The 26308-nt window shown below is 72.6% G+C and carries 25 protein-coding genes and 1 pseudogene; 22 read left to right on the top strand and 4 right to left on the bottom strand.

The annotated features are described in order from the left end of the window. Positions 1 to 76 precede the first annotated feature (76 nt). The 13 genes and pseudogenes from prmC to AOA12_RS14890 all read left to right on the top strand — a co-directional run bounded on the left by prmC (position 77) and on the right by AOA12_RS14890 (position 11353). Positions 77 to 961, top strand: a complete 885-nt coding sequence (gene prmC, locus AOA12_RS14950) for a peptide chain release factor N(5)-glutamine methyltransferase (RefSeq protein WP_054684448.1) — start codon at positions 77 to 79, stop codon at positions 959 to 961. 43 nt (positions 962 to 1004) lie between these two features. Then, positions 1005 to 1673: pseudogene (locus AOA12_RS14945) on the top strand (L-threonylcarbamoyladenylate synthase); the annotation flags it as partial. Between the two features lie 158 nt (positions 1674 to 1831). After that, complete coding sequence (locus AOA12_RS14940) at positions 1832 to 3013, top strand: MraY family glycosyltransferase (RefSeq protein ID WP_054684445.1); 1182 nt, start codon at positions 1832 to 1834, stop codon at positions 3011 to 3013. Positions 3014 to 3036: 23 nt separating this feature from the next. Beyond that, positions 3037 to 3570 carry a hypothetical protein gene (locus tag AOA12_RS14935; protein WP_054684442.1) on the top strand — a complete coding sequence of 178 codons (534 nt, stop codon included), beginning with the start codon at positions 3037 to 3039 and terminating at the stop codon, positions 3568 to 3570. A gap of 126 nt (positions 3571 to 3696) precedes the next feature. After that, positions 3697 to 4482, top strand: a complete 786-nt coding sequence (gene atpB / locus AOA12_RS14930) for a F0F1 ATP synthase subunit A (RefSeq protein ID WP_082406288.1) — start codon at positions 3697 to 3699, stop codon at positions 4480 to 4482. Positions 4483 to 4528: 46 nt separating this feature from the next. Further along, positions 4529 to 4762, top strand: coding sequence for an ATP synthase F0 subunit C (gene atpE, locus AOA12_RS14925; protein ID WP_054684439.1), 234 nt, complete (start codon positions 4529 to 4531; stop codon positions 4760 to 4762). 29 nt (positions 4763 to 4791) lie between these two features. Further along, positions 4792 to 5355, top strand: coding sequence for a F0F1 ATP synthase subunit B (locus AOA12_RS14920; protein ID WP_054684435.1), 564 nt, complete (start codon positions 4792 to 4794; stop codon positions 5353 to 5355). Beyond that, on the top strand, positions 5355 to 6143 hold the full coding sequence (locus AOA12_RS14915; RefSeq protein WP_054684432.1) for a F0F1 ATP synthase subunit delta: 789 nt from the start codon (positions 5355 to 5357) through the stop codon (positions 6141 to 6143). The genes AOA12_RS14920 and AOA12_RS14915 overlap by 1 nt, the downstream gene beginning before the upstream one ends. A gap of 73 nt (positions 6144 to 6216) precedes the next feature. Then, positions 6217 to 7857, top strand: coding sequence for a F0F1 ATP synthase subunit alpha (atpA, locus tag AOA12_RS14910; protein WP_054684430.1), 1641 nt, complete (start codon positions 6217 to 6219; stop codon positions 7855 to 7857). Positions 7858 to 7879: 22 nt separating this feature from the next. Continuing rightward, complete coding sequence (locus AOA12_RS14905) at positions 7880 to 8782, top strand: F0F1 ATP synthase subunit gamma (protein WP_054684426.1); 903 nt, start codon at positions 7880 to 7882, stop codon at positions 8780 to 8782. Between the two features lie 24 nt (positions 8783 to 8806). Continuing rightward, complete coding sequence (gene atpD / locus AOA12_RS14900; protein ID WP_054684423.1) at positions 8807 to 10255, top strand: F0F1 ATP synthase subunit beta; 1449 nt, start codon at positions 8807 to 8809, stop codon at positions 10253 to 10255. A gap of 1 nt (position 10256) precedes the next feature. Next, positions 10257 to 10517 carry a F0F1 ATP synthase subunit epsilon gene (locus AOA12_RS14895; protein ID WP_054684420.1) on the top strand — a complete coding sequence of 87 codons (261 nt, stop codon included), beginning with the start codon at positions 10257 to 10259 and terminating at the stop codon, positions 10515 to 10517. A gap of 83 nt (positions 10518 to 10600) precedes the next feature. Continuing rightward, positions 10601 to 11353, top strand: a complete 753-nt coding sequence (locus tag AOA12_RS14890; RefSeq protein WP_054687095.1) for a YaaA family protein — start codon at positions 10601 to 10603, stop codon at positions 11351 to 11353. Between the two features lie 19 nt (positions 11354 to 11372). Here the strand turns inward: AOA12_RS14890 and AOA12_RS14885 are convergent, their stop codons facing one another. After that, positions 11373 to 11891, bottom strand: a complete 519-nt coding sequence (locus tag AOA12_RS14885) for a DUF4870 domain-containing protein (RefSeq protein ID WP_054684418.1) — start codon at positions 11889 to 11891, stop codon at positions 11373 to 11375. A gap of 212 nt (positions 11892 to 12103) precedes the next feature. Between AOA12_RS14885 and AOA12_RS14880 the strand changes: the two genes are divergently transcribed. Together AOA12_RS14880 and AOA12_RS14875 are read left to right on the top strand one after the other, a co-directional pair. Then, the gene (locus AOA12_RS14880; protein WP_054684415.1) at positions 12104 to 12892 is read left to right on the top strand and encodes a PP2C family protein-serine/threonine phosphatase; all 789 of its coding nucleotides are present in this window, start codon (positions 12104 to 12106) and stop codon (positions 12890 to 12892) included. A gap of 67 nt (positions 12893 to 12959) precedes the next feature. After that, the gene (locus AOA12_RS14875; protein WP_054684412.1) at positions 12960 to 15686 is read left to right on the top strand and encodes an FtsK/SpoIIIE domain-containing protein; all 2727 of its coding nucleotides are present in this window, start codon (positions 12960 to 12962) and stop codon (positions 15684 to 15686) included. A gap of 11 nt (positions 15687 to 15697) precedes the next feature. Here AOA12_RS14875 and AOA12_RS14870 read toward each other — a convergent pair whose 3' ends face one another. Continuing rightward, the gene (locus AOA12_RS14870; RefSeq protein WP_054684409.1) at positions 15698 to 16687 is read right to left on the bottom strand and encodes an asparaginase; all 990 of its coding nucleotides are present in this window, start codon (positions 16685 to 16687) and stop codon (positions 15698 to 15700) included. Between the two features lie 64 nt (positions 16688 to 16751). Here AOA12_RS14870 and AOA12_RS14865 point away from each other — a divergent pair, with 64 nt between their 5' ends. Then, a complete protein-coding gene (locus tag AOA12_RS14865) occupies positions 16752 to 17222 on the top strand; it encodes an OsmC family protein (RefSeq protein ID WP_054684405.1) in 471 nt (156 codons plus the stop codon). Positions 17223 to 17224: 2 nt separating this feature from the next. On the opposite strand, the gene AOA12_RS14860 is transcribed toward AOA12_RS14865, so the two are convergent. After that, a complete protein-coding gene (locus AOA12_RS14860) occupies positions 17225 to 18001 on the bottom strand; it encodes a lysophospholipid acyltransferase family protein (protein WP_054684402.1) in 777 nt (258 codons plus the stop codon). Between the two features lie 117 nt (positions 18002 to 18118). On the opposite strand from AOA12_RS14860, the gene AOA12_RS14855 reads away from it, so the two are divergent. Both AOA12_RS14855 and dxr read left to right on the top strand, forming a co-directional pair. After that, positions 18119 to 19057 (top strand): FKBP-type peptidyl-prolyl cis-trans isomerase, encoded by a 939-nt coding sequence (locus tag AOA12_RS14855; RefSeq protein ID WP_054684399.1) that lies wholly within the window; start codon positions 18119 to 18121, stop codon positions 19055 to 19057. Between the two features lie 312 nt (positions 19058 to 19369). After that, positions 19370 to 20455, top strand: a complete 1086-nt coding sequence (gene dxr / locus AOA12_RS14850) for a 1-deoxy-D-xylulose-5-phosphate reductoisomerase (RefSeq protein WP_054684396.1) — start codon at positions 19370 to 19372, stop codon at positions 20453 to 20455. 132 nt (positions 20456 to 20587) lie between these two features. On the opposite strand, the gene AOA12_RS14845 is transcribed toward dxr, so the two are convergent. Further along, positions 20588 to 22153 (bottom strand): Mur ligase family protein, encoded by a 1566-nt coding sequence (locus AOA12_RS14845; RefSeq protein WP_054684391.1) that lies wholly within the window; start codon positions 22151 to 22153, stop codon positions 20588 to 20590. A gap of 147 nt (positions 22154 to 22300) precedes the next feature. Here AOA12_RS14845 and AOA12_RS14840 point away from each other — a divergent pair, with 147 nt between their 5' ends. The 4 genes from AOA12_RS14840 to AOA12_RS14825 all read left to right on the top strand — a co-directional run bounded on the left by AOA12_RS14840 (position 22301) and on the right by AOA12_RS14825 (position 26267). Continuing rightward, complete coding sequence (locus AOA12_RS14840; RefSeq protein ID WP_082406287.1) at positions 22301 to 23263, top strand: DMT family transporter; 963 nt, start codon at positions 22301 to 22303, stop codon at positions 23261 to 23263. 11 nt (positions 23264 to 23274) lie between these two features. Next, positions 23275 to 24579: a M50 family metallopeptidase gene (locus tag AOA12_RS14835; RefSeq protein ID WP_054684387.1), complete on the top strand. Its 1305-nt coding sequence runs from the start codon at positions 23275 to 23277 to the stop codon at positions 24577 to 24579. Between the two features lie 96 nt (positions 24580 to 24675). Beyond that, positions 24676 to 25044 carry a YciI family protein gene (locus AOA12_RS14830; RefSeq protein ID WP_054684384.1) on the top strand — a complete coding sequence of 123 codons (369 nt, stop codon included), beginning with the start codon at positions 24676 to 24678 and terminating at the stop codon, positions 25042 to 25044. Beyond that, positions 25041 to 26267, top strand: coding sequence for an RNA polymerase sigma factor (locus tag AOA12_RS14825; RefSeq protein WP_054684381.1), 1227 nt, complete (start codon positions 25041 to 25043; stop codon positions 26265 to 26267). The genes AOA12_RS14830 and AOA12_RS14825 overlap by 4 nt, the downstream gene beginning before the upstream one ends. Positions 26268 to 26308: the final 41 nt, after the last annotated feature.

Here is a 26308-nt window from a genome sequence, read left to right as displayed (position 1 = left end):
CTAGGTGAGCGGCTGCGCCCCGTGACGGAAGATGACGTTTCGTCACGCGGGGGCCGGAGTAGGGTGGAGCTTCGCCATGACCGCATGCAACGATTCGCCCGCGACGCTCGCCGAGCTCCTGCGCGCGGCCGCGACGACGCTCGCCCGAGCGGGCGTCCCCAGCCCCGACGCGGATGCCGAGACCCTCGCCGCGCACGTCTTCGGGCTCTCGCGCGGCGAGCTGGCCGCCGCCGCGTTCCGCGGCGACGCGGCGCCGGAGCACGCGGCGGTCGCGGCCTTCGACGGGCTCGTGCGACGGCGCGCGCGGCGCGAGCCGCTGCAGCACCTCACGGGCGTCGCCCCGTTCCGGCATCTCGAGCTGCGCGTGGGGCCGGGCGTGTTCGTGCCGCGGCCCGAGACCGAGATCGTCGCGCAGCTCGCGATCGACGCGCTGCGCGCGGTGCCCGACGCCGCTCCCGTGGCGGTCGACCTGGGCACGGGCTCGGGGGCGATCGCCCTCGCGATGGCGACCGAGGTGCCGCACGCGCGCGTGTTCGCGGTCGAGAGGTCCGCGCAGGCGTACGCGTGGGCGCGGCGCAACGTCGCCGAGATCGGGGCGGACAACGTGCGGGTGGAGCTCGTCGACCTCGCCGACGCGTTCGCGGAGCTCGACGGCACCGTGTCGGTGCTCGCCTCCAACCCGCCCTACGTCCCCGACGGCGCGATCCCGCGCGATCCCGAGGTGCGCGACTGGGATCCGCCCGCGGCCCTCTACGGCGGGGAGGACGGGCTCGACGTCGTGCGCGTGCTGTCGGTCGTGGGCAGGCGCCTGCTGCGCGCGGGCGGGACGCTCGTGATCGAGCACGGCGAATGGCAGGGCGCGCCGATCCGCGCGCTGCTGCAGGCCGACGGGTGGCGCGCCGCGGCGACGCATCCCGACCTCACGGGGCGCGACCGCGCGACGACCGCGCTGCGCGCCTGACGCCGCACGGCGGCGGACGTGCGGCGCACGTAGACTGGGACGGATGTCCTCTGTCTTCGATTGCCGCGATCAGGCGCAGCTGCTGACCGGCATGCGTCAGGCGCGCCAGGCGATCGGCCGCGGCGAGCTCATCGTCATGCCCACCGACACGGTCTACGGCGTCGCGGCCGACGCGTTCAGCGCGGCCGCCGTCGCACGGCTGCTGGCGGCCAAGGGACGCGGACGGCAGCAGCCGCCGCCCGTGCTCGTCGCGGGGATCACGACGCTGCGCGCGCTCGTCGCCGAGGTGCCCGAGGAGGTCGAGCGGCTCGTCGAGGCGTTCTGGCCGGGCGGGCTGACGATCGTGCTGCCGGCGCAGCCGTCGCTGTCGTGGGACCTCGGGGAGACGCGGGGGACGGTCGCGGTGCGGATGCCCGCGGAGCCCCTCGCCCTCGAGCTGCTCGAGGAGTGCGGGCCCATGGCCGTGTCGAGCGCCAACCTGACCGGGCGCGACGCGGCGATCACCGTCGACGACGCGCTGCGGATGCTGGGCGACAGCGTCGCGGTGTACCTCGACGGCGGGCCCTCGACGACGGGCGTCGCGTCGACCATCGTCGACGCGACCGGCCTGTGCGTCGCGCCGCGCCGCGGCGTGCGCGTGCTGCGCGACGGCACGATCTCGCGCGACGCGCTGCGCGGGGTGCTCGGCGACCTCCTGCTCTCCGACGACCCGCAGCCGGGCACGCCCGAGGCCGGAGCGCCGGACGCGGAAGCGCCGGACGCGGCGACGACGGATGCCGCGCCGCCGGACGCCGGACCGCAGGGCGAGGCGCCGCGGGACGAGCCGCAGGGCGACGCGCCGCCGGAAGAAGACGCGCACCGGACGGGCGCGTGAAGAGCTACCTGCTCGTCCTCCTGGTGACCGCGGCGCTCACGCTCGCGTTCACCTGGATCGTCTGGCGGGTGGCGCTGCGCCACAAGCTGTACCCCGCGATCCGCGAGCGCGACGTGCACACGGTGCCGACGCCGCGGCTCGGCGGCATCGCGATGTTCCTCGGCGTGCTGGCGGCCTTCGCCCTGTCGTACTGGCTCTCGCTGGAGCTGCCCTTCTTCGCCGTGCTCTGGTCGGACCCGACGCAGATCTGGGCCGTGCTGGGCGCCGTGCTGCTGATCGTGCTCGTCGGCGTCGCCGACGACGTCTGGGACCTCGACTGGATGATCAAGCTCGGCGCGCAGTTCCTCGCCGCCGGCATCGTGGTCGGCTTCGGCGGCATCCAGATCTTCGCGCTTCCCGTCGGCCAGCTCGTCGTCGTCTCGAGCTGGCAGAGCTTCGCGCTGAGCGTGCTCGCGATCGTCGTCGTGATGAACGCGATCAACTTCATCGACGGCCTCGACGGCCTCGTCGCGGGCGTCGCGCTGATCGCGAACTCGATCTTCTTCGCGTACGCCTACATGGTCGTGCGCGACCAGGGCTCGAGCAGCTACTCGAACCTCGCGGCGTTCCTCGCGATCGTGCTCGTGGCCGTGTGCCTCGGATTCCTGCCGTTCAACTGGAACCCCGCCCGCATGTTCATGGGCGACGCGGGCGCCCTCATGATCGGCCTGCTCATGGCGACGGCCGCCGTGCGCCTCACCGGCAGCCTCGACCCGCGCATGCTCGGCGACAACGACGTCTTCGGCCGCTCCCAGCTGCTCGGCGCGTTCCTGCCGATCCTCCTGCCGGTGGTGGTCGTGCTGCTGCCCCTGCTCGACTTCGGGATGGCGGTCGTGCGGCGCCTCGCGCGCGGCAAGTCGCCCTTCTCTCCCGACCGCGAGCACCTGCACCATCGCATGCTCGACATGGGGCACACCGATCGCGAGGCCGTGCTCGTCTTCTACGCCTGGGCGGCGATCGTCGGCCTCGGCGTGCTGCTGATGTACCTTGGCACGACCCGCGACTGGGCCGGCCAGTACTGGGCCGGCGTGCTCTATCTGCTCGTCGGCGGCATCGCGTGCGTGATCGTGACGGTGCTGCCCACGACGCCCGGCACCCGCCGCCGGCCCGCCGCGAAGAACGCCCCCACCGCACCGTGAACCGCACCGTGAATGGAGACCCGATGAACAGGTCGCAGCCCGCCAGTACCCACGTCTTGCGCACGACGCTGCGGTGGACCGCGCTCGGGTCGGCGGTGCTCGCGGTCGCGGGCGCCGTCGTCGGCTACCTGGTCGCGGGCTGGCCCGGCGTCTGGAGCGCCCTGGTCGCGATCGTGCTCGCCGCCGTCTTCCTGGGGATGACGGGCGCGAGCATCGTCATCGCCAATCGCTGGTACGGCGATCCGCTGTTCACGCCCATCTTCTTCGGCGCCGTCATGGGCGGCTGGATCGTCAAGTTCGTGCTGTTCATCGTCGCGCTGTTCGTGCTGCGCGACCAGCCGTGGCTGCAGCCGGGCGTCTTCGCGGTCGCGCTCATCCTGAGCGTGCTGCTCTCGCTCGTCATCGACGTCGTCGTGATGACCCGGATGCGGCTGCCCAACGTCAGCGACGTCTCGCTGCCGACCGCCGCCGACGTGGACGAGGCGGAGCGCGGCGCGGCGGGCCCGTCCGGCACTCCCCGACCTCACAGCGGGGACGGAGCGACCTCTCAGGAATGATAGAGTCTTCATGAGCCCGCCGGTTCTCGTGGACCATCTGCGGGCGGACGCTCAACGACCGTCGAGCACCGGATTCTCATCGGTGCCCCGAAGCTGGAGTCAGCGCTGAACACCGTAGCTGCGACATTGCTCGCCAAGACCGCCGGAGACGGCGAGTTCCATGGCCCGTCGATCACAGAATTCTTCCCGGATGCAGTCTTCCAGATCGGCGATCTGGCCATCACCCGCATCCACCTGATCCAGTTCCTCGCGACCATCGTGGTCGTGCTGCTGCTCTGGGCGGGCACGCGTCGCATGACGGTCGTCCCCGGCCGCTTCCAGAGCCTCGTGGAGATGGGCCTCGACTTCGTGCGGGTCAGCATCGCGGAGGACCTGCTCGGCAAGAAGGACGGACGCCGGTTCCTGCCGATCCTCGCGACCATGTTCTTCATGATCCTCTTCATGAACATCGCGGGGATCATCCCGTTCCTGAACATCGCGGGCACGAGCATCATCGCGGTGCCCATGCTGCTCGCGGTCGTCAGCTACGTGACGTTCATCTACGCGGGCATCAAGAAGAGCCCCAAGAACTTCTTCAAGAACTCGCTCTTCCCCTCGGGCGTGCCGCCGGTCCTCTACATCATCGTGACGCCGCTCGAGTTCATCTCGACCTTCATCATCCGGCCCGTCACGCTCACCCTCCGTCTGCTGATGAACATGATCGTCGGGCACCTCATGCTCGTGCTGTTCTTCTCGGCGACGCAGTTCTTCGTGGTCACGCTGGGTGGCTGGTGGACGGCGCTCGGCGCCGGGACGCTGGCCTTCGGACTGGCCTTCACCCTGTTCGAGGTCCTCGTGGCCTTCCTGCAGGCATACGTCTTCACCATCCTCACCGCGGTCTACATCCAGCTCGCGGTGGCCGAAGAGCACTGAGCGGTTCGGCACTCGCCGGACCACCCAACCGAAAGGAAACACCCCCGTGGACGCAACTACGGTTCTCGCCGAACTCAGCGGAAACGTCGCGACGATGGGCTACGGCCTCGCCGCCATCGGCCCCGCCATCGGTGTCGGCATCGTCGTCGGCAAGACGATCGAGGGCGTCGCTCGCCAGCCCGAGCTGGCCAGCCGCCTGCAGGTGCTGATGTGGATCGGTATCGCCTTCACCGAGGCGCTCGCCTTCATCGGCATCGCGACGTACTTCATCTTCCAGTAATCGCTCGCCACCAGTCATAAGGAGACAGGATGCTGAACGCTCTTGTCACGTACGCGGCGGAGGAGGGAGCGGACCACAACCCGCTCATCCCCGCGTGGTACGACATCATCTGGTCGGCGGTCTGCTTCGTCGTCATCCTCATCGTGGTGTGGAAGGTCGCCCTTCCCAAGCTCTACGTCCTCCTCGACAAGCGCGCGGAGGCCATCGAGGGCAACATCGCCAAGGCTGACGAGGCACAGCGCAAGGCCGAAGCGGCGCTCCAGGAGTACACCGCACAGCTCGCCGACGCCCGCAAGGAGGCCGGTGAGATCCGCGACGCCGCCCGTGAGGACGGCAAGAAGATCGTCGCCGAGGCGAAGGAGACGGCTGCGGCCGAGGCCGCTCGCCTGACCGCCACCGCGCACACGCAGATCGAGGCGGAGCGCCAGTCGGCGCTCGTCTCGCTGCGCAGCGAGGTCGGCACGCTGGCCCTCGACCTCGCCGGCGGTGTCATCGGCGAGACGCTGAGCGACGACCAGAAGGCCAAGGCGGTCGTCGACCGCTTCCTGGCCGACCTCGAGGCGTCCGACGCCCGACAGGTGCAGGGTTCCTGATGGGCAGCGCCACGACACAGGCTCTGGCGGCGACCACGGCGGCGCTCGACGCGGCCTCCGTCGCCGACCTGACGGTCGCGCGTGAGCTGTTCGCGGCCGCCCGCGTGCTGGGCGACTCGCCGCAGCTCACGAGCGCGCTGACCGACGCGTCGGCGACGCCCGAGGCGCGTCAGCGCGTGGTGTCGAGCGTGTTCGCCGGGTTCGGCGACACGACCCGCGCCGTGCTGCTCGCGGCGATCGGCCAGCGCTGGTCGGCTCCGGCCGACCTGGTCGCCGGCGTCGAGGAGCTCGCCGTGCGCGCCGCCTCGCGCGCCGACGGCGCGGCCGACGTCGAGGGCGAGCTGTTCCAGGTGGCCCGTGTCGTCGCGGCCAACCCGCAGCTCGAGCTCGCGCTCGGCAGTCGCCTCGGCGACGACGCCGCGAAGGGCCGTCTGATCGAGACCCTGCTGAGCGGGCGCGCGAGCGCCGCGACGACGCTGATCGTGTCGTCGCTCGTGCAGCAGCCCCGCGATCGCCGCGTGCGATCGCTGCTCTCCCGTGCCCTGCGCATCGTCGCGGAGCAGCGGGGGCGCACCGTCGCGACCGTCTATGCGGCATCCCCCCTCGGCGATGCTCAGCTCGATCGGCTGCGGTCGTCGCTGGGCGCCCGTTACGGGGCTCAGGTCGCCGTCAACGTCGTCGTCGACCCCTCGGTCGTCGGCGGCCTGCGTGTCGAGATCGGCGACGATGTCATCGATGCGACCGTATCCGCCCGCCTGCACGAGTTGCGACAGCGACTGGCGGGTTAAGACTTCCCGCTCCACCGGGAGCGGACACGGCGGGTCCCGGCCCTCCACCTGACATTGCACAAGAAGGAAGACCATGGCAGAACTGTCCATCAGCCCCGACGTCATCCGTGACGCGCTGAAAGACTTCGTCGCAGCCTACGAGCCCACCGCAGCCGCGGCCACCGAGGTCGGCACCGTCCTCGACGCCGCGGACGGCATCGCCCACGTCGAGGGACTGCCCGGCGTCATGGCAAACGAGCTCGTGCGTTTCGACAACGGCGTCGAGGGCCTCGCCCTCAACCTCGACGAGCACGAGATCGGTGTGGTCATCCTCGGTGACTTCTCCGGTATCGAGGCCGGTCAGAAGGTCACCCGCACCGGCGAGGTGCTGTCGGTGGCCGTGGGCGACGGCTACCTCGGCCGCGTCGTCGACCCGCTCGGCAACCCGATCGACGGTCTCGGCGAGATCGCGACGGTCGGCCGCCGCGCCCTCGAGCTGCAGGCGCCCGGCGTCATGCAGCGCAAGAGCGTGCACGAGCCCATGCAGACCGGCATCAAGGCGATCGACGCCATGATCCCCGTCGGCCGCGGTCAGCGTCAGCTCATCATCGGCGACCGCCAGACCGGCAAGACCGCGATCGCGATCGACACGATCATCAACCAGCGCGAGAACTGGCTCTCGGGCGACCCGAACAAGCAGGTGCGCTGCATCTACGTCGCGATCGGTCAGAAGGGCTCGACCATCGCCTCGGTGAAGGGCGCGCTCGAAGACGCCGGCGCGCTGGAGTACACGACGATCGTCGCCGCTCCGGCATCCGACCCCGCGGGCTTCAAGTACCTCGCCCCCTACACCGGCTCGGCCATCGGCCAGCACTGGATGTACGAGGGCAAGCACGTGCTCATCATCTTCGACGACCTGTCGAAGCAGGCCGAGGCCTACCGCGCCGTGTCGCTGCTGCTGCGCCGCCCGCCGGGCCGCGAGGCCTACCCGGGCGACGTCTTCTACCTGCACTCGCGTCTGCTCGAGCGCTGCGCGAAGCTGTCGGACGACCTCGGCGCCGGTTCGATGACGGGTCTGCCGATCATCGAGACGAAGGCCAACGACGTGTCGGCCTACATCCCGACCAACGTGATCTCGATCACCGACGGCCAGATCTTCCTGCAGTCCGACCTGTTCAACGCCAACCAGCGCCCCGCTGTCGACGTGGGCATCTCGGTCTCGCGCGTGGGCGGCGACGCCCAGGTCAAGTCGATCAAGAAGGTCTCCGGCACGCTCAAGCTCGAGCTCGCGCAGTACCGCTCGCTCGAGGCGTTCGCGATGTTCGCGTCGGACCTCGACGCCGCGTCGCGTCGTCAGCTCGCCCGTGGCGCGCGCCTGACCGAGCTGCTCAAGCAGCCGCAGTACTCGCCGTACCCGGTGGAGGAGCAGGTCGTCTCGATCTGGGCCGGCACCAAGGGCAAGCTCGACACCGTCGAGGTCGAGGACGTGCTGCGCTTCGAGCGCGAGCTCCTCGACTACCTGCGTCGCAACACCTCGATCCTCACCACCCTGCGCGACACGAACGTGCTCGACGACGACACCGAGGCCGCCCTCGAGAAGGCCGTCGACCAGTTCGTGCTGGAGTTCCAGGGCGGCAAGGGCCAGTCGATCAACAAGCCCGGTCACGAAGAGGTCGCTGCTGCACACGCCGAAGACGTGAACCAGGAGAAGATCGTCAAGGGCCGTCGCGGCTGAGCGTTTCTAGGAGAACAGTCCCATGGGCGCACAACTGCGGGAATACAAGCAGAAGATCTCTTCTGCCCAGACCACCAAGAAGATCACCAAGGCGATGGAGCTCATCGCGGCCTCGCGCATCCAGAAGGCGATGGGACGCGTGCGCGCGTCCACTCCCTTCGCGCGTGCCGTGACGCGCGCCGTGTCGGCCGTCGCGACGCACTCGAACGTGCAGCATCCGCTGACCACCGAGCGCGAGGACATCCGTCGTTCGGCCGTCGTCATCTTCGCTTCCGACCGCGGCCTCGCGGGCGCGTTCAACTCGCAGATCATGCGCGAGGGACTCGAGCTCGCCGAGCTGCTGCGCTCGCAGGGCAAGGAAGTGGAGTTCTACCTCGTCGGCCGCAAGGCGGTGGGCTACTTCCAGTTCCGCCGCATGCAGGCGGCCGGCGAGTGGATCGGCGACACCGACACCCCGAGCTTCGAGACCGCCGAGCAGATCGCCAGCGCCGTGCTGGCGTCCTACGACCGCGGGGGAGAGGACGGCGGCGTCGACGAGATCCACCTCGTGTACAACCGCTTCGTCAGCATGATGACGCAGACGCCCGAGACCGTGCGCCTGCTGCCGCTCGAGGTCGTCGAGGCCTCGGAGGCCGATGAGCACTCGGCGACGGTGTATCCGCTGTACGAGTTCGAGCCGAGCGCCGAGGTCGTGCTCGACGCGCTGCTGCCGGTCTACGTGCAGAGCCGCGTGTTCAACGCGCTGCTGCAGTCGTCGGCCGCGAAGCACGCCGCGACGCAGAAGGCCATGAAGTCGGCCAGCGACAACGCCGACAAGCTCATCACCGATTACACCCGCCTGCGCAACAACGCGCGCCAGGCAGAGATCACGCAGCAGATCGCCGAGATCGTCGGCGGCGCCGACGCCCTGGCGTCGGGCAAGTAAGACCACACCGAAAGAGACGAAGAAATGACTCCCACCGCCACTGCCGAGGCCACGACGGTCGTCGGTCGCGTCGCGCGCGTGACCGGACCCGTCGTCGACATCGAGTTCCCGCACGACTCGATTCCCGACATCTACAACGCGCTGAAGACCACGATCACCCTTGACGGTGCCTCCACCGAGATCACCCTCGAGGTCGCCCAGCACCTCGGCGACGACCTCGTGCGCGCCATCTCGCTCAAGCCGACCGACGGCATGGTGCGCGGCCAGGAGGTGCGCGACACGGGCGGCCCCATCACGGTTCCCGTCGGCGACGTCACCAAGGGCCGCGTGTTCGACGTGACCGGCGACGTGCTCAACGCCGCTCCGGGCGAGACGGTCGAGGTCACCGAGCGCTGGGGCATCCACCGCCAGGCGCCGAGCTTCGACCAGCTCGAGTCGAAGACCCAGATGTTCGAGACCGGCATCAAGGTCATCGACCTGCTCACCCCCTACGTGCAGGGTGGCAAGATCGGCCTCTTCGGCGGTGCGGGCGTCGGCAAGACGGTCCTCATCCAGGAGATGATCCAGCGCGTCGCGCAGGACCACGGCGGTGTGTCGGTGTTCGCCGGCGTCGGCGAGCGCACCCGTGAGGGCAACGACCTCATCCACGAGATGGAGGACGCGGGCGTCTTCGACAAGACCGCTCTCGTCTTCGGCCAGATGGACGAGCCGCCGGGGACGCGTCTGCGCGTCGCCCTCTCGGCGCTGACGATGGCGGAGTACTTCCGCGACGTGCAGAAGCAGGACGTGCTGCTGTTCATCGACAACATCTTCCGCTTCACGCAGGCGGGCTCCGAGGTCTCGACGCTGCTGGGCCGCATGCCCTCGGCCGTGGGCTACCAGCCCAACCTGGCCGACGAGATGGGCGTGCTGCAGGAGCGCATCACGTCGACGCGCGGCCACTCGATCACCTCGCTGCAGGCGATCTACGTGCCCGCCGACGATTACACCGACCCGGCTCCCGCGACCACCTTCGCGCACCTGGACGCGACGACCGAGCTCTCGCGTGAGATCGCGTCGAAGGGTCTGTACCCCGCGGTCGACCCGCTCGCCTCGACGAGCCGCATCCTCGACCCGCGCTACATCGGCGAGGACCACTACCGCGTGGCCACCGCCGTGAAGCAGATCCTGCAGAAGAACAAGGAGCTGCAGGAGATCATCGCGATCCTCGGCGTCGACGAGCTCTCCGAAGAGGACAAGGTCGTCGTGGCCCGCGCCCGCCGCATCCAGCAGTTCCTCTCGCAGAACACCTACATGGCGAAGAAGTTCACCGGTGTCGAGGGCTCGACCGTGCCGATCAAGGAGACCATCGAGTCGTTCGACGCGATCGTCAAGGGCGACTACGACCACGTGGCCGAGCAGGCCTTCTTCAACGTCGGCGGCATCTCCGACGTCGAGGAGAAGTGGGCGCAGATCCAGAAGGAGAACAGCTGACATGGCTCTCTCGGTCACCCTCGTCTCCGCCGAGGAGGAGGTCTGGAACGGCGAGGCCTCGCTCGTCGTGGCCAAGACCGTCGAGGGCGAGATCGGTTTCATGACCGGTCACGAGCCCGTCCTCGCGATCCTCGCCGAGGGCGAGGTGCGCATCACGCAGCCCGACGGCAGCAAGGTCGTCGCGACGGCGCAGGACGGCTTCCTGTCGATGGAGAGCAACGTGCTGACCATCGTGGCGGGCCACGCCGCACTCACGTCCTGAACGTCTCTTGACGATGCCGCCCGGTGATCCCGGGCGGCATCGTCGTCTCCGCACGTCGTCTCATCCACCGGGAGGCCCGCATGCTGACGGTCCTGCTGCCGCCGTCGGAGACCAAGCGCGCCGGCGGAGCCGGGCGTCCGCTCGACCTCGGCGCGCTGGCCCTCGCCGCGTCGCTGCACGAGCCGCGCGAGCGCGTGGTCGACGCGCTCGTCGCCCTCAGCGCCGATGAGAACGAGGCCGCGCGCGTGCTCAAGCTGTCGGTGCGGCAGCGCGGCGACATCGCCGACAACGCGCGACTGCGCGGTGCCGCCACGATGCCGGCGATCGACCGCTACACGGGCGTGCTCTACGACGCGCTGGATGCCGCGACCCTGCCGGCGCCGGCGCGCGCCTGGCTCGCGCGCCACGTGCTGATCCACTCGGCGCCGTTCGGGCCCGTCGGCGCGCTCGACGGCATCCCGTCGTATCGTCTCGCCGCGGGCACCTCGCTGCCCGGACTGCCGCCGCTGCGCCGCGTGTGGGCGCCCGCCGTGACGTCGGCGCTGCGCGAGGCGGCGCCGACGTTCGTGCTCGACCTGCGCTCGGAGGCCTATGCCGCGCTCGGTCCCGTGCCGGACGGGATGCGCGGCGCCTACGTGCGCGTCGTGAGCGAGGGGCCCGACGGGGCGACCCGCGCGCTCAACCACTTCAACAAGCGCGCCAAGGGGGAGCTCGTGCGCGCCCTCGCGCTGACGCGTCCTCGCGCCACGACGCTGCCGGGCCTGTGCGCGTGGGCGGCGGCGAACGGCTGGACGATGCGCGGCGGCTCACCCGGCGAGGTCGAGCTCGTCGTGTGAGCCGCCACGGTCCGGCGGGCTACTTGATGAAGCGGAAGTTGATCGGGTACTGGTAGCCGCCGCCGGCGTTCACGCGCATGCCGCCCATGATCGACCACACCACGTTGAGCACCCACCAGGCGAGCGGGAGCAGCCACAGGAACAGGCCGAGCACCCAGACGATCGAGCTGAGGATCGTCGTGACGATCCACAGCACGACGTAGACGATCGTGAAGGTGATCTGCCAGTTGAGGGCCTCCTTGGCCTCGACGGCGGTGCGCGGGCCGCGGTCCTTCAGCAGCAGCCAGATGATGAGCGACGGCAGGAAGCCGACGATGCCGCCGATGTGCGCCCACATCGCGGCCTGCTGGTCGGACGCGGGCGCCAGCGGCGCGCCGGCGGCGGGCGCCGCCGCATAGCCCTGCGGGGCCGCGCCGGGAGCGGGCGGCGGGGCGTATCCCTGCGGCGGCGGGGTGGCGCCCGGGGCGGGCGGAGGGGTGTGGCCCGGAGCGGGCGGCGGGGTGATGTCGCCGGGCTGGGCAGCGTTGGGATCGCTCATGGTTCTCGTCTCCTTCGAGCGTGTGCATCGGGGGATCGCGGGGTGCGAGTGCTGCACGAGTTGGCGCACACACAGCATCACGGTACTGTGGCGTCGTCTGTGCATGCAATGGTGCGCCGATCAGGTCGTATGGCGCCGGAGTGCTCGCAGACCGTGCTCTAGACTGAACGAACGCTGTGAACCCATCAGCGGAGTCGTACCGAGAGGATGCCGTGAGCGGAGCGAGAACACTGTCGCGCACCGTGCCTCTCGCCGACGGCGAGCTCCGTCTGGACTGGGCGGAGGTCACCCACCAGGGGCACCGGCGCGACACGAACCAGGACGCGGTCCTCGCGGAGTTCCCGCTCTTCGTCGTGGCCGACGGCATGGGCGGGCACCTCGGCGGCGAGATCGCGAGCTCGCGCACGGTGTCGCGGCTGCAGGCCCTCGCCGAGAAGGGCCAGGTCAGCCCGCGGGCGATCGAGAAGGCCCTGGGCAAGGCGGTGCAGGACATCGCGGCGCGCGCCGAGGAGATCGACGAGGGCACCGGCACGACCGTGACGGGCGTGTACCTCGACACCGCGACGGAGGAGCCCACCTGGGTCACCCTCAACGTCGGGGACTCCCGCGTGTACCTCTGCCGCGACGGCGGCCTCGCGCAGGTCACGACCGACCACTCCGTCGTGCAGGGGCTCATCGCGTCGGGCCAGCTGAGTCCCGAAGAAGCCGAGAGCCACCCCTACAGCAACGTCATCACCCGAGCGATCGGGCCGAGCGAGGGCGTGACGCCCGACTACGTGCGCCTGGAGGTCATCGACGGCGACCGCTTCGTGGTGTGCAGCGACGGGCTCACGAAGGAGCTCACCGACTACGGCATCCTGCACTTCCTCATCGAGAACGCCGATCCCGGCGAGGCGGTCGACGCGATGCTTGCCGCGGCGCTGGAGAACGGCGGCCGCGACAACATCACGATCATCGTCGTCAACGTCGCGCGCGACTCCTCGTCCCCAGCGGCCGACTGAGCGGATCTCTCCACGGATCGTCCGATCCGGCCCTCGGGCGCCACGCCGGTCGCGTTGACTGGCGGGCATGACATCGCTCGACGAGCCGCTTCGCCTGCCCGCCCGGCCCGCGCCGCCCGCGCGCGGTCCGCTGCCGCTGCTGACCGCCGTCGTGCCCGTCGCGGGCGCGCTCGTGCTGTGGCTCGTGACCGGCTCGACGTTCGCGCTGTGGTTCGCCGCCCTCGGCCCGCTGCTCGCGGTCGCCTCCTTCCTCGACGGCCGGCGGGGCGCCCGGCGCGCACGCCGGCGCACGGACGCCGAGGGCCGTCGCGAGCTCGAGCGGCTGCGCGCCGCCGTGGCGGCCCGGCACGCGGCGGAGCGCGAGCAGCGGCGGGCGCGGCATCCCGACGTGGCCGGCTACCTCGCCGACGAGAGCGAGATCTGGCGGGTCGTGCCGGGCCGCGCCGACGCGCTGACGGTCGGCCTGGGCGCCGCGCCCAGCGCCGTGCGGATCGAAGGCGAGGCCGGCGACGAGCCGTCGCGCCGGCTGTGCGCGGAGGCGGGCGCGGTGAGCGACGTGCCGGTGCTCGTGCCGCTGACCGCGGGGATCGCGGTGACGGGACCGCCGCTGCCCGCCGCCGCCGTCGCGCGGGCGCTCGCGCTGCAGGCGTGCCTCGCCCTGCCGCCCGGCGCGCTGCGGATCGGGGAGGAGGGCGCGCCCGTCGAGGGGCTGCCGCACGCGGCCGCGACGGAGGGGCTCGTGCTGCACTGCGGCGAGGGCGGCCGGCCGCTGCCCGCCGACGCGGATGCCGTGATCGTGCGCGTCGAGCCGGGCACGCCGCCGCCCCCGGGCTGCGCCGCCGTGCTGACGGTCGAGGGCGACCTGACCGCCCGCCTCGACCACGCGGGGGCGTCGCGCGCCGTGCGGACCGAGGCGCTGTCCGCCGAGCAGGCCGCCGCGATCGCCCGGCGCCTCGCGGCGAGGGCGGCGGCGTCGCTGGGGCAGCGCGGTGGCAGGGCGGCCGACCTGGGCGAGCTGCTCGACGCCGGCGACGCGACCGGTGCGGGCGGGCTGCGCGCCCCGCTCGGAGTGAGCGGCGAGGCGGCCTTCGAGATCGACCTCGTCGGCGACGGGCCGCACGCGGTCGTGGTGGGCGTGACGGGATCCGGCAAGAGCGAGCTGCTCACCACCTGGATCGTGGGGCTGTGCCATCGCTACGGCCCCGAGCGCGTCGCGTTCCTGCTCGTCGACTTCAAGGGCGGGCGCACCTTCGACCGCCTGGAGAGGCTGCCGCACGTGACGGGCGTGCTCACCGACCTCGACGAGGCCGAGGCCCTGCGGGCCGTCGAGAGCCTGCGCAGCGAGGTGCGCCGCCGCGAGCGCGTGCTGGCCGACGTCGGCGCCCGTGACGTCGACGAGGCCGGCGACGCGCTGCCGCGCCTGGTCGTCGTCGTCGACGAGTACGCGGCGCTGACCTCCGCCCATCCGCGGCTGCACGAGCTGTTCGGCGACATCGCGGCGCGCGGGCGGGCCCTCGGCATGCACCTCGTGCTGGCGTCGCAGCGCGCCGCGGGCGCGTTCCGCGACGCGGTGCTCGCGAACGCGCCGCTGCGCATCGGCCTGCGCGTGACCGACGCCTCCGACTCGCGCGCCGTGCTCGGCACCGACGCCGCCGCGCAGCTCTCGGGCCGGCCCGAGGCGCGGGGCGTCGCGCTCGTGCGGCGCACCGCCGACGCGGCGCCGCGTGCCGTGCGCGTGCCGCGCTGCACGGCGGACGTGATCGCCCGGGCGGCCGCCCGTCACCCGGGGGAGCGGGCGCACCGCCCGTGGCTGCCGCCGCTCCCCGAGCGGCTGCCCCTAGCGGCCGTCGCGCGTGCCGGGGCGATCGTCGTGGGGCTGATCGACGAGCCCGAGCATCAGCGCCAGCGGCCGTGGGAGCTCGCCGACGAGGCCTCCGGGCTGCTCGTGGCCGGACGATCGGCGAGCGGCAAGACGGAGGCGCTGCGCACGATCGCGCGGCAGGCGTCGTCGGCCCTGTGGATCCCGGCCGACGTCGAGGCCGCGTGGGACGCGATCGTCGGGCTCGAGCACGTGCCGCCCGGCACGGTGGTCGTCTTCGACGACGCCGACGCGGTGCTCGCGCGCATGGACGCCGAGCACGCGGCCCACGCCGCCGAGCACCTGATGCGGTGCGTGCGCGAGGCGCGCGGTCGCGGCATCCGCATCGTCCTCTCGTGCGTGCGCACGGGCGGCGCGCTCGCGCGCGTGTGCGACCTGTTCTCCGAGCGGCTGATCCTGGCCCAGGCGACGCGCGCCGACCACGTCGCGGCCGGCGGCGCCGGCGACGCGCACGACGCGCACCTGCCACCGGGACGCGGCTTCGTGCGGGGGCGTCTCGTGCAGGTCGCCGAGACGGCGCCCGCAGAAGACCCCGTGCCGCCCGCCGAGCCGGCGCCGTGGCGGCCGGGGCGACGGCCCGTCGCGCTCGTCGCGCCGCGCGGGCCGGCGACGGAGCGCGTCGTGGACGACTGGCGGGCGGCCGGCGTGGTCGCGCGGCGCGTGGACGCGCCGGACGCCGACGTCGCGGACGGCGTCGTGCTCTACGGGAGCCCGGAGGAGTGGCTCGGCCAGTGGCGGCTGCTGTCGCGGGCGCGGGCCGAGGGCGACCTGGTCGTCGACGCCGCGTGCGCCGCCGAGCACCGGGCGATCACGGGCTCACGCGACCTGCCGCCGCTCGTCGTGGCCGGTGCGCGGCGCGCCTGGCTGCACCGCACCGGGGCGACGCGGGTGCGCCGCATCCGGCTGCCGGGCTGAGCGCCGCGGTGCTAGACGGTGGGGCGCACGGCGCCGACGTCGCGGCCGCCGCCCGTGATCGCGAGGCTCAGGTGCGTCATCGTCTCGGCGACGGCCTCGTCGGCGAGGGCGCCCGTGCGGGCGAGCAGCCGCAGCGCGACCGCCGCCGACGCGCGGGCACTGCCGTCGAGGATCTTCAGCGCCACCGTCGTGCCGTCCGGCGCGACCATCACCATGACCGCCTCGGCGCCGCCCTTCGCGAACACCCCGAGCCGTTCGGCGACGATCGTGTCGGGCCGTCCCGGGCCCTCGATCGTCCACGGGTTCTCGCGCACGGCTCGCACGAGCTCGGCGGCGCTGCGGTGCAGCGCGAACGGCGAGCGCTCCGCCGAGGTGCCCATGCGATGGATGCCGCGGGCGAGCGCCGTGAGGCTCATCGCGTAGATCGGCGCGCCGCATCCGTCGATCGCGGTCGCCTGGGCGCGGCTGCCCGTGAGCCGCTCGACGACCTCGCGGATGTGCGCCTGCAGCGGGTGGGCCGGATCGAGGTAGTCGGCGGTGCTCCAGCCGTTGTGCACGCACGTGCGCAGCATCGCGGCGTGCTTGCCCGAGCAGTTCATGCGCACGCGTTGCGGGCCGCCGAGCTCGCGCGCCAGCTCGTCGCGCGTGCGCCGGTCGCCGGGCCACGCGGCCGGGCAGGCGAGCGCGTCCTCGCTGAGGTCGGCGCCGTGCAGGATCTCGGTCACGACCGCGACGTGGCGGTCGGTGCCCGTGTGGCTCGCGGTGCTGAGCGCGAGCTGCTCGCCGTGCAGGTCGAGGCCCGCCGTCATGCAGCCGAGCGCCTGCAGCGGCTTGAGCGACGAGCGCGGCAGGATCGGCGTCTCCACGTCGCCGAGCGCCAGCACCGTGTCGCCCTCGGGGCCGAGAACGATCGCCGAGCCGGCGTGGCGCGACTCGACGAAGCCGCTGCGCTCGACGACGGCGAGTTCCACGGCATCGGCGAGGGAGAACGTCTGCAGCACCCTGTCAGCCTACCCGCGCGTCCCCCGGCGCCGGGGGAGCGGAGGGGCGTGGGACACTGGGTCGATGAGCGGCGAGCACCACTACCGGGTCGCGGCGACCTGGACCGGCAACCGTGGCAGCGGCACGAGCGGCTACCGCGACTACGACCGGTCGGTGACGCTGCGCATCGACGGCAAGCCCGACATCGCGGGCTCCAGCGACCGTCCGTTCCGCGGCGACCCCGCGAAGTGGAATCCCGAGGACATGCTGCTCGCGGCGCTCAGCGAGTGCCACCTGCTGTCGTACCTGCACGCGTGCGTCGAGGCGGGGGTGGTCGTCGTCTCCTACGACGACGAGGCCACCGGGACGATGCGGCTCAAGGGCAACGGCGGGGCGTTCGCCGAGGCCGTGCTGCGGCCCCGTGTCGTCGTCGCCGACGCGTCGATGGTGGATGCCGCGGTCACCGCGCACGAGCACGCGCACGAGTGGTGCTTCATCGCGAACTCGGTGAGCTTCCCGGTGCGCGTCGAGCCGGTCGTCGAGGCGGCGGGCTGACGTCAGCGCCGCTCGTGCGGCAGCACCTGCTTGAGCCGCTCCACGGGGTTCTGCGCGGGCGCCTCGTTGTAGGCGTCGGCGAGCTCCTGGCCGCTCAGCTCGTGGATGGCGGCCATGATGGTGTCGGTCGCGAGGCGGCGCGCCTTGCCCGACGAGGCGGGGCCGAACGTCGACAGATCGAGCGGCTCGCCGAAGCGGATCGTCATGCGCGGACGCAGCCGGGGGACCTTGGCGCCCACCGGCATCGCGTCGTTCGTGCCGATGAGGCCGACGGGCACGACCTTCGCGCCGGTCTCCAGCGCGAGGAAGGCGGCGCCCGTGCGGCCCTTGTACAGGCGGCCGTCGAGCGATCGCGTCCCCTCGGGATACAGGGCGATCGCCCGGCCCGACTCCAGGATCCTGCGCTGCTGGTCGAGCGCCTCGAGCGCCGCCTGGCCGGCGCCCCGGCGCACGGGGGTCGCGCCGATCGCCGTGAACAGCGAGCGGCTCAGCCAGCCCTTGACGCCCTTGCCCTCGAAGTACTGCGACTTGGCCAGGTAGTAGACCGGGCGCGGCGCGAACATCGGGATCACGAACGAGTCGATGAACGACAGATGGTTGCTCGCGAGGATGATGGGTCCCTTGCGGGGCAGGTTGCGGCGGCCCTCGATGCGCGGCCGGTAGATGAGGCGCACGAGGGGCGCGATCAGCCAGCGTCCGATGAAATAGGTCACGCCGACGCCGCGCACGTCTTCGGCTGCCGCCTCCGCTTCGGGTGCGGGGCTGTCGTCGGGAGTCACCAGAAGAGAGTACTCCCGAGCCCATACCCCGATCGGAATTGACGTTCCCAGCCGGAACAGAAGTTGCGTGCGCGAGGATGGATGCCGTTCCCCTCCCCGAGTCCCCTGAGGTCTGCCGTGCGCTCTCGTTCGATCGCTGTCCTGTCACTCGCCGCCGCGGCGGCTCTGGTGCTGTCCGGCTGCGCCGGCGGGGCGGAGCCCGAGGCGTCGCCGACCGGCACGCCCACCGACATGTGCTCGTCGGTGGCATCCTCCGGCGCCGCGACCGACGCCGTGACGGTCGAGGGCACGACGGGCGAGGTGTCGACGCTCGCCTTCGACACGCCCCTCGAGGTGGACGAGCTGCAGGCGCGGATGGTCGACGAGGGCTCGGGCGACCCCGTCGCCGCGGGCGACTTCGTCACCTACGCGCTGAGCGCCTTCAACGCCGAGACCGGCGAGCGCCTCGACGACCTCGGCTACGAGCCCGGTGAGCTGCTGCCCGTGCAGATCTCGCCGCAGAACGCGCTCGGCCGCCTGTTCGGCTGCGCCAAGCCCGGCTCGCGCGTCGTGGCGGCCCTGCCCGCGAGCGACCAGACCGCCGCCGAGGTCTATGTGCTCGACCTGTTCGAGCGCGTGCCCACCGCGGCGTGGGGCGAGCCGCAGACCGCCGTCGAGGGCATGCCCACGGTCGAGATCGCCGAGAGCGGCGAGCCGACGCTCACCGTGCCCGCCGACCTCGCCACGCCCGAGACGACGCAGCTCGGGGTGCTCAAGAAGGGCGACGGCGAGACCGTGCTGCCCGGCGACAACGTGCTGCTCCAGTACACCGGCGTGCTCACCGACGGCACCGTCTTCGACTCGAGCTGGCAGCGCGGCGTGCCCGCGAGCTTCTCGACCACGGGCGTCGTCACCGGCTTCGCCGCCGCGCTGGAGGGCCAGACCGTCGGCTCCCAGGTCGTCGCGGTCATCCCGCCCGCCGAGGGCTACGGCGAGGCGGGGCAGGGCTCGATCCCCGCGAACGCCACGCTCGTCTTCGTCGTCGACATCCTCGGCACCCAGCACGCGACGCAGTAGCCGCCCGCGGGCGGCCCGCCCCGCCCCGTCTGGTTTCGCCCCGCACACCTCACCCCTCGCTGGTTGAGTAGCCGCCGAAGGCGGCGTATCGAAACCCGTGTATCGGTCCGCTACATGGATCTCGATACGCCCGCGGCTTCGCCGCGGGCACTCGATCAGCGGGGTGGGGCGGCGCTCCCGCCGATCGGCCACGCCACCGTCCCGCCTCGCTTGGCTTCGCCCCACACCCCCCGCTGGTTGAGTAGCCGCCGGAGGCGGCGTATCGAAACCGGTGTAGCGGACCGAGGCATGGCCCGCGTCTAGGCTGGCGCTATGCGGCGCATCGTCATCCTCGGCTCGACCGGCTCGATCGGCACGCAGGCGCTCGACGTGGTGCGCGCCCACCGCGACCGGTTCGAGGTCGTGGGGCTGGCGACCGGGTCGCGCGCCGCGGAGATGGGCGCACAGGCGGCGGAGTTCGGCGTTCCGCACACGGCCCTCGGCGCCGCCGAGGCCGAGCAGCTCGTGCGCGACGTGGATGCCGACGTCGTGCTGAACGGCATCACGGGCTCGGTGGGGCTCGGTCCCACGCTCGCCGCGCTCGAGGCGGGCCGCACCCTCGCGCTCGCGAACAAGGAGTCGCTCATCGTCGGCGGCGCGCTCGTGACCGCGCTCGCCGCCCCGGGCCAGATCGTGCCCGTCGACTCGGAGCACTCGGCGATCGCGCAGGCGCTGCGCGCGGGCGAGCACGCGGAGGTCGGCCGGCTCGTGCTGACGGCATCCGGCGGCCCGTTCCGGGGGCGGTCGCGGGCGTCGCTCGCGGGCGTCACGCCCGCCGAGGCGCTCGCGCACCCCACGTGGGACATGGGACGCGTCGTCACGACCAACTCCGCGACGCTCGTGAACAAGGGGCTCGAGGTGATCGAGGCGCATCTGCTGTTCGGCATCCCCTATGAGCGCATCGACGTCGTCGTGCACCCGCAGTCGATCGTGCACTCGATGGTCGAGTTCGCCGACGGATCGACCATCGCGCAGGCGTCGCCGCCCGACATGCGGCTGCCGATCTCGCTCGGCCTCGACTGGCCGCACCGCGTGCCCGGCGTCGGGGCCCCGCTCGACTGGACGCGCGCGCAGTCGTGGACGTTCGAGCCGCTCGACGAGCAGGCCTTTCCCGCCGTCGCGCTCGCGAAGCGGGTCGGGCGGGCGGGCGGCACCTACCCCGCCGTGTTCAACGCCGCGAACGAGCAGGCCGTGGACGCCTTCCACGAGGGCGCCCTGCCGTTCCCCGGCATCGTCGAGGTGGTCGAGCGCGTCGTCGACGCGCACGAGGCGCCCGCCGAACTCACCCGCGAGACCCTCGCCGACGCGGAGCGCTGGGCGCGCGACCGCGCCGACGCCGTGATCGCCGCCCGCGCCTGAGCCCCGCCCGCGCCTGAGCCCCGCGTTCAACCGCGGCGAGTCGTGGGTCGTCGTCGGTCAGACCCGCCGTTTGCCGCGGTTGAAGATCGGGGCTGGTCGGTCAACCAGGGCTGGTCAACCGGGGCGGGGCCGTCAGGCCGGGGGCCAGCCGGCGTCGCGGAGGGCCTCGCGGGCGACGGCGCGGGCGGACTGCGGGATCTTCCGGCCGCCCACCTCGCGGTGGTCCTCGTGGCCGGGGCCGGCCCACACGACCGCGTCGCCCTCGCCGACGAGCGACAGCGCGGCGCGGATCGCCTCCTCGGGGTCGGCGTGCTCCAGGATCGTCGCGTCGGGCCGGGCGGCGCGCGCGCCCTCGATGAGCGCGGCGCGGATGAGCGCGGGGTCCTCGCGGCGCGGGTTGAAGTCGCAGATCACGAGCACGTCGCTGCCCTCCACGGCCGCGGCGCCCATCGCGGCGCGCTTGGTCGTGTCGCGGTCGCCGTCGGCCCCGAACATCATCACGACCCTGCCGGGCGTCACGCGGCGCACGGCGGCGAGGGTCTTCACGAACGCGTCGGTGGAGTGGCCGTAGTCGACGTACACGGCCGGTCCCCGTTCGCCCGAGACGCGCTCGAGGCGCCCCGGGATGAACGCGTCGACGCGCCCGCCGTCGAAGGCCTCGACCAGCCGCTCCCAGGCGTAGCCCGCCTCGGCGAGCATGACGAGCGCGAGGCCCGCGTTCGCGGCCATGTGCGTGCCGACGACGGGCACGATCGTCTGCAGCGACCGCCCGTCGGGCCCGCGCAGCCGGAACGACGTGCCGTCGGCCCGCTCGTCGAGCACGTCGACGGTCCAGTCGGCGACCGTCGACGCGTCGTCGGCGAGCGCCGGCGTGATGATCGTCGTGACGGGGATGCCGGAGCGCGCCGCGAACGGGGCGCCGTATGCGGAGTCGAGGCTCACGACGCCGCGGCGGGCGTGATCGGGCTGGAAGAGCGGCAGCTTGGCGTCGAAGTACGCCGACATGTCGGCGTAGTCGTCGAGGTGGTCGTGCGAGAGGTTCGTGAAACCCGCGACGTCGAACACGAGGCCGTCGACCCGGTGGCGGCTGAGCGCCTGCGCCGACACCTCGACGATGACCGTGTCGACGCCGTGCTCGCGCATGACCGCGAGGAGGGCGTGCACCTCGGGGGCCTCGGGCGTCGTGAGCCGAGACGGCAGCACGAGGTCGCCGACGCGGCGCTCGGCGGTGGACGAGAGCCCCGTGACGGCGCCGAGGGCGTGCAGCATGCCGTCGAGCAGGTGCGACACGCTCGTCTTGCCGTTGGTCCCCGTCGTCGCGAGCATGATCGGCATGGTGGCGCGGTCGGCGGTGCCGTACACCCACGCCGACATGGCGCCCAGCTGCGCGCGCGGCCGGTCGATCACGGCCACGGGAAGCCCCGTCGCGGCGGCGAGCCCGAGCCCGTCGTCGTCGGTCGCGATCGCCACGGCGCCGCGTTCGGCGGCTGCCTGCGCGTACTGCGCGCCGTGCGCGTTCGCGCCGGGGAGCGCGACGAACAGGTCGCCCGGCGCGACGTCGTCCGTCGAGAGCGTGATGCCCGTGAGGAGCACGCCGTCGGCCGGGCCGTGCACGCGGCATCCGAAGCGCTCGGCGAACTCCGCGAGGGGCTGCGGCGTCAGGTGTGCGGGGCGCGCGCGAGGCGAGGGTGCAGTCATGGCCCGCTCATTGTATCCGCGGCATCTGCGCCGGCCCGGGAGGCCGATAGACTCGTGGTGGCCGTCGTCCGGTGCTCCGCGGGAGCCTTCACGAGGCCGCGCGAGCGGGAGGATGCAGGATCCCGGGGACCGTCCGGGAGGAGCACGATGGCGAGCACGTCGCGCCCGCGCGTGTCGGGCGCCCTCACGCCGCTGTGGTTCGTCCTGCTGGCGCTCGTGTGGGGCTCGAGCTTCCTCTTCATCAAGTTCGCCCTCGTCGGCCTCTCGCCGGGGCTCATCGTGCTGTTCCGCCTCGTGCTCGGCGCCGTGACGCTCATCGTCGTGGTCGCGCTGTCGGGCGGTCGGCTGCCGCGCGATCGGCGGTACTACGCGCACATGAGCGTCGTCGCCGTGCTGCTGTGCGTGGCGCCGATGATGCTGTACGCGACGGCCGGCCAGACGATCCCCTCGGGGCTCATGGCGATCTACAACGCCACGACGCCGCTCATGACCCTCGTCATCGGGCTCGCGCTCATCCCGAGCGAGCGGCTGACGCCGTTTCGCGCGTTCGGGATCGTGCTGGGCTCCGCGGGCGTCGTGCTCGTGCTCGGGCCGTGGCAGCTCTTCGACGGCTCGAGCGACATGCACGGCACCGAGTGGGCGCAGCTGGCCTGCCTGCTGGGCGCGGCGAGCAACGGCGTGGCGTACGTCTGGCTGCGCCGGTTCGTCACGGGCCGGTTCCGCTACGACGCGCCGACCGTGGCGGCGACGCAGACGGGCCTGGCGGCGCTCATGATGCTGATCCCCGCGCCGTTCCTGCTGGCGCAGCCGTTCCACCTCACGCCCCTGATCGTGGTCTCCGTCGTCGTGCTCGGGGTGTTCAGCACCGGCATCGCGTACGTGTGGAACGTCGTGGTCGTGCGCGAGTGGGGAGCGACCCGCAGCTCGAGCGTGCTCTTCCTGCTGCCCGTCGTCGGCGTCGTGCTCGGCATCGTCGTGCTGGGCGAGACGATCACGTGGAACCAGCCCGTCGGCGGGGCGATCGCGATCCTCGGCATCCTCGTCAGCCAGGGCGTCATCGGCCTGCGCGGGCGCGGCGGCGCAGAGCGAACTCAAAGCAGCCCGGAGTAGCCTGGGCGATCGTGACCGCTCTCGCCTTCCTCATCGGCGTGCTCGTGCTCGCCATCGGCCTCGCCGTGTCGATCGCGCTGCACGAGCTGGGTCACCTGCTGCCCGCGAAGCGCTTCGGCGTGCGCGTCGGAAAGTACATGATCGGCTTCGGCCCCACGCTGTGGTCGCGCCGCATCGGCGAGACCGAGTACGGGTTCAAGGCCATCCCGCTCGGCGGGTTCGTGTCGATGGCGGGCATGTATCCGCCCTCGCCGAGCCAGGCCGAGCGCGACGGCCGCGCCGGCGGCGGGTTCTTCGCGACGATGGTGCAGGACGCCCGGGATGCCAACGACGAGACCCTGGAGGACACGCGCGGCAAGCGCGCCTTCTTCGAGCTGCCCGTGTGGCAGCGGGTGATCGTCATGCTCGGCGGGCCGGTCATGAACCTGCTGCTCGCCATGGTGCTGTTCGGCATCACCATGAGCGGCATCGGCATCCAGACCGCGACGACGACGATCGCCGGCGTCAGTGAGTGCGCGCTGCCCGCGACGGCGGACCGCACGGACTGCGCGCCCGGTGACCCCGCGTCGCCCGCGGCCGCGGCGGGGGTGCTGCCCGGCGACGTCATCGTGTCGATCGACGGCACGCCCGCCGAGACGTTCGCCGAGGTCTCCGCGATCGTGCAGGCCTCGCCCGGCCGCACGATCCCGCTCGTCGTCGAGCGCGACGGGGAGCGGCAGACGCTGCAGGTCACGCCCATGCTCGCCGAGCGCGACGTGCTCGGCGAGGACGGACAGGTGACGACCGCCGAGGTCGGCTTCGTCGGGATGACCGCGACGCTCGCGTACGTGCCGCAGCCGATCTGGTCGGGCCCGCAGACCGCGCTCGAGCGCACCGGCATGGTCGCCGGCATCATCTGGCAGCTGCCGGTGAGGGTCTACGAGACGGCCGTCGACATGGTCACGGGGCAGGAGCGCGACCCGAACGGACCGCTCTCGGTCGTCGGCGCGGGCCGCCTCGCGGGCGAGGTCGCCGCGGTCGACGCCCCGATCCTCAACCGCGTCGCGGCGATCCTCGAGCTGCTCGCGGGCCTCAACATCGCCCTCTTCGTGTTCAACCTCATCCCGCTGCTGCCGCTCGACGGCGGGCACGTCGTCATCGCCCTCTGGGACGGCCTGCGGCGCGGGTGGGCGCGGCTGTGGCGGCGCCCGCCGCCCCGGCCGGTGGATGCCACGAGGCTGGTGCCCGTGACCTTCGTCGTGGTCGTCGCGCTCATCGCCATGAGCGCGGTGCTGATCCTCGCCGACGTGTTCAACCCGGTCGTGCTGCTCGGCTGACGAATCTCGCGGAGAAATCTCGCGGGACGTGTCGAATCCGGGGTTGCCTGTTCGCTGTGGGGATGAAACGGTTCCCATGACGAAAGGAAGACAACCGTGAAGTACGTCATCATGTTCACGTCCACCCCCTCGATCGACGCCGCGGTCGCCCCTGAGACCCTGCAGGAGGTGTACGGGCAGGTCTTCCAGTGGTTCCAGGACAACGAGGCGGTCATCGAGGACAGCGGCGCCGAGCTGCAGCCCGTCGAGACCGCGACGACCGTGCGGCACGGCGACGGCGGCCCGGTCGTCGTCGACGGGCCGTTCACCGAGGCCCGCGAGGCCGTCGGCGGGTTCAGCATCATCGACGTGCCCGACCTCGACGCGGCGATCGCGCTCGCCCGCACGTGGCCGATGCTGGGCACGCCGGGCACATCGGTGGAGATCCGCCCCATCGTCACCGACTACAGCCAGTTCGAGCAGTGAGCGGAACGGATGCCGTGCCGCCCGGCGCGGCATCCGACCGCCTGCTCACGCGGGTCGTGCGCGACGAGGCCGCGCGCATCGTCGCGGCGCTGACGGTGTCGTTCGGCAACCTCGACCTCGCGGAGGAGGCGGTGGCGAGCGCCGTCGAGGCCGCGCTCGTGCAGTGGCGGGTCCGCGGCGTGCCGCCGAACCCCGGCGCGTGGCTCACGCAGGCCGCGCGGCACGACGCGCTCGACCGGCTGCGGCGCGAGCGGCGCTACCGGGAGAAGCTCGCCCTGCTCGCCGAGACGTCCGCGTCGCCGGAGCCCGAGGCCGACGAGCGGCTGCCGCTGCTGTTCGGCTGCTGCCATCCCGCGCTGTCGCCCGCCGCGCAGGTCGCGCTCACGCTGCGCGCCGTGTGCGGCCTCACGACGGCGCAGATCGCGCGGGCGACCCTCAGCTCGCCGGCGACCGTCGCGCAGCGCATCGTGCGCGCCAAGCGCAAGATCGGGGCGGCCGGCATCCCCCTGCGCATCCCGGAGGACGGCGAGCGCGCGCAGCGCCTCGACATCGTGCTGACGATCGTCTCGGCCATGTACGCCGAGGCACAGCTCGTGCCGGGCGGCGACGCGAGCGCCGACCGCGACCTCGCCGACGACGCACTGTGGCTGGCCCGCGTGATCGCGGACGCCCTGCCGCGTGAGGCGGAGGCGCACGGGCTGCGCGCGCTGCTGCTGTTCCACGCCGCCCGTGAGGATGCGCGGGCCGTCGACGGCGAGCTCGTGCTGCTGGCCGACCAGGACCGCTCCCGCTGGGACGCCGCGCTCCTCGCCGAGGCCCGCCGGGCGCTCGAGCGGGCGGCCCGGCTGCGCCGCCCGGGCCGCTGGCAGCTGCACGCCGCGATCGCGGCCTGCCATGCCGACGCCGCCCGCGCCGCCGACACCGACTGGCCGCAGGTGCTCGTGCTCTACGGCATGCTGGGCCGCTACGACCGCTCGCCGATCGTGCGGCTCAACCGCGCCGTGGCGGTCGCCGAGGTGCGCGGCGCGGCCGCGGCGCTCGCCGACGTCGACGCGCTCGGCGCGGCGCTGCAGGGCTTCCACCTGTGGCACGCCGTGCGCGCGCACCTGCTGCGGCGGCTCGGGCGCGACGCCGAGGCCGGCGACGCCGACCGGCGGGCGCTCGAGCTGACCGCGAACGAGGCCGAGCGGCGGCTCCTCGCCCGCCGCCTCGCCGACGGCTGACGGGCGCGCCGCTCGCACGGGCGCAGGAGAAATCACCGGTG

Origin of the sequence: Microbacterium sp. No. 7 (genome assembly GCF_001314225.1) — a bacterium.
GTDB lineage: Bacteria > Actinomycetota > Actinomycetes > Actinomycetales > Microbacteriaceae > Microbacterium.
This window is presented reverse-complemented; position numbering and strand designations above follow the sequence as displayed.